Annotated in this window: 1 protein-coding gene and 1 pseudogene; both read left to right on the forward strand. The window is 35.9% G+C overall.

The genetic code is table 11. From position 1 onward, the window contains the following. Positions 1 to 91 precede the first annotated feature (91 nt). Positions 92 to 1,337: pseudogene (gene istA / locus BHU72_RS07860) on the forward strand (IS21 family transposase). Further along, a partial coding sequence (gene istB, locus BHU72_RS07865) for an IS21-like element helper ATPase IstB (protein ID WP_069702086.1) occupies positions 1,327 to 1,928 on the forward strand: 602 nt, incomplete at its 3' end. The pseudogene istA and the gene istB, both read left to right, overlap by 11 nt.

Below are 1,928 nucleotides of genomic sequence, written 5' to 3' on the forward strand. Positions count from 1 at the left end.
TATAAATGCTAGGCTAATAATGTACAAAATTGATTGAATAAGAATGTACAATTTTCAACCCTACATGCATACTGGTTATGGGGTGAAATGTATGCATGTAAAACTAGACATAACAACAGAAATTGAAATTACTAGACTCTCAGATTTACCAAAACTGAAACTTCTCATGGAGAATCTCAATATGAAAATAAACAAAAGTGAATTAGCAAGGAAGTTCCAGGTAGACAGAAGAACTGTAGATAAATACCTGAACGGGTTCATACCAACCAAAAACAGAATCAAGAATTCGAAGTTCGATTCCTACTATGGAATCATAAAATTATTGCTCTCAAAAGAATCCAAACAAATCTTTTACTATAAGCGAGTTCTATGGCAATACCTAAAAGACAATCACGGCCTTAACGCTTCACAGTCAGCATTTCGAGCCTATATCTCTCGCAAGTCAGAGTTTCAATCTTACTTTAAAGAAGGGAAAACAACTACATCTGGACAGGCTATCGTTCGTTTTGAAACACCACCAGGGGAACAAGCACAATTTGACTGGAAAGAAAACATTCCTTATACAACGAGCAATGGGGAAATTATCTATGTTAATGTAGGAGTCTTCTTACTTGCCTACTCACGGTTTCGAATCTTTCATTTAACTATCTCGAAGTCCCAAAGTGTCTTATACAATTGTTACAGATAACATGAAAACCATCATGGACAAACCAAGAACAGAGTACTCGAGAGGAGTGATTAATGAACGCTTTGATCAATTTGCCAAAGATTGTGGATTTATCCTGAAACCATGCATCGCTGGAAGGCCAAGAACAAAAGGAAAAGTTGAAACACCAATGAAACTACTCGATGAGATACATGCCTATCAAGGGAAATTCACGTATGACGAGCTTCATCATTACGTACAGTCTTTATGTGAACGGATCAACCATAGCTACCATCAAGGGACAGGGAAGATACCAATTCTTGCTTTACCACAAGAAAAAAATCTCTTACTGCCTCTACCACGAAAGCAACTAAGAGATTCCTATAAGATCAAGCATATCCTTGTAAAAGTGAATGCATCCAGTATGGTTACATATAAATCCAACCAATACTCAGTACCCGCTGAGTATACAGGTAAAACCGTTGGACTACAAGTCTATGATGATCACATCCAAATCTATTATAACACGGATTTTATAGGAAGCCATAAAATCAGCACATTAAAACTTAACTATAAAGAAGATCACTATAGAGATGCCTTGGCAAAGACAAAACAAAAGTACACAAACATCGATCAATTGGCTAAAAACAATCTACTCGCCATTCATGAGGTATATAAAAATGAATACTAGCTACCAACAATTAGTCAAGAACTTTGAATATCTAAATCTAAAGCAAATGGTACACTATCTTAGCGAAACCATAGACTTCGGTACAAATAACCAGCTCTCCTTTGTTGATACACTCATTAAATTAACGAATCATGAAATTGACATGCGTGAGAAAAACATGGTGACATCAATGGTTAAAGTGGGGGCCTTCCCCCACCAAAAGGAGCTTAAAGATTTTGATTTTACTTTCCAACCGACAATAAACAGACAACAAATATTGGATTTCACGACGCTGCGGTTTATTGAAGAAAAAGAAAATATTGTATTCTTAGGACCTAGCGGTGTGGGCAAAACCCATCTTGCTACCTCAATTGGAATTGCAGCAGCAAAAAAGCGAACGAGCACCTATTTCATTAAATGCAATGATTTGCTCTTACATTTAAAGCGGGCAAAATTAGAGAACCGCTTAGAAAGTCGCTTAAAACACTATACAAAATACAAGCTTTTAATTATTGATGAAATTGGCTATTTACCAATCGATAAAGAAGATGCCAAACTCTTCTTTCAACTCATTGATATGAGATATGAAAAGAAAAGTACGATTTTAACAAC

The organism is Desulfuribacillus stibiiarsenatis (assembly GCF_001742305.1).
Classification (GTDB): Bacteria; Bacillota; Bacilli; order Desulfuribacillales; family Desulfuribacillaceae; genus Desulfuribacillus_A; species Desulfuribacillus_A stibiiarsenatis.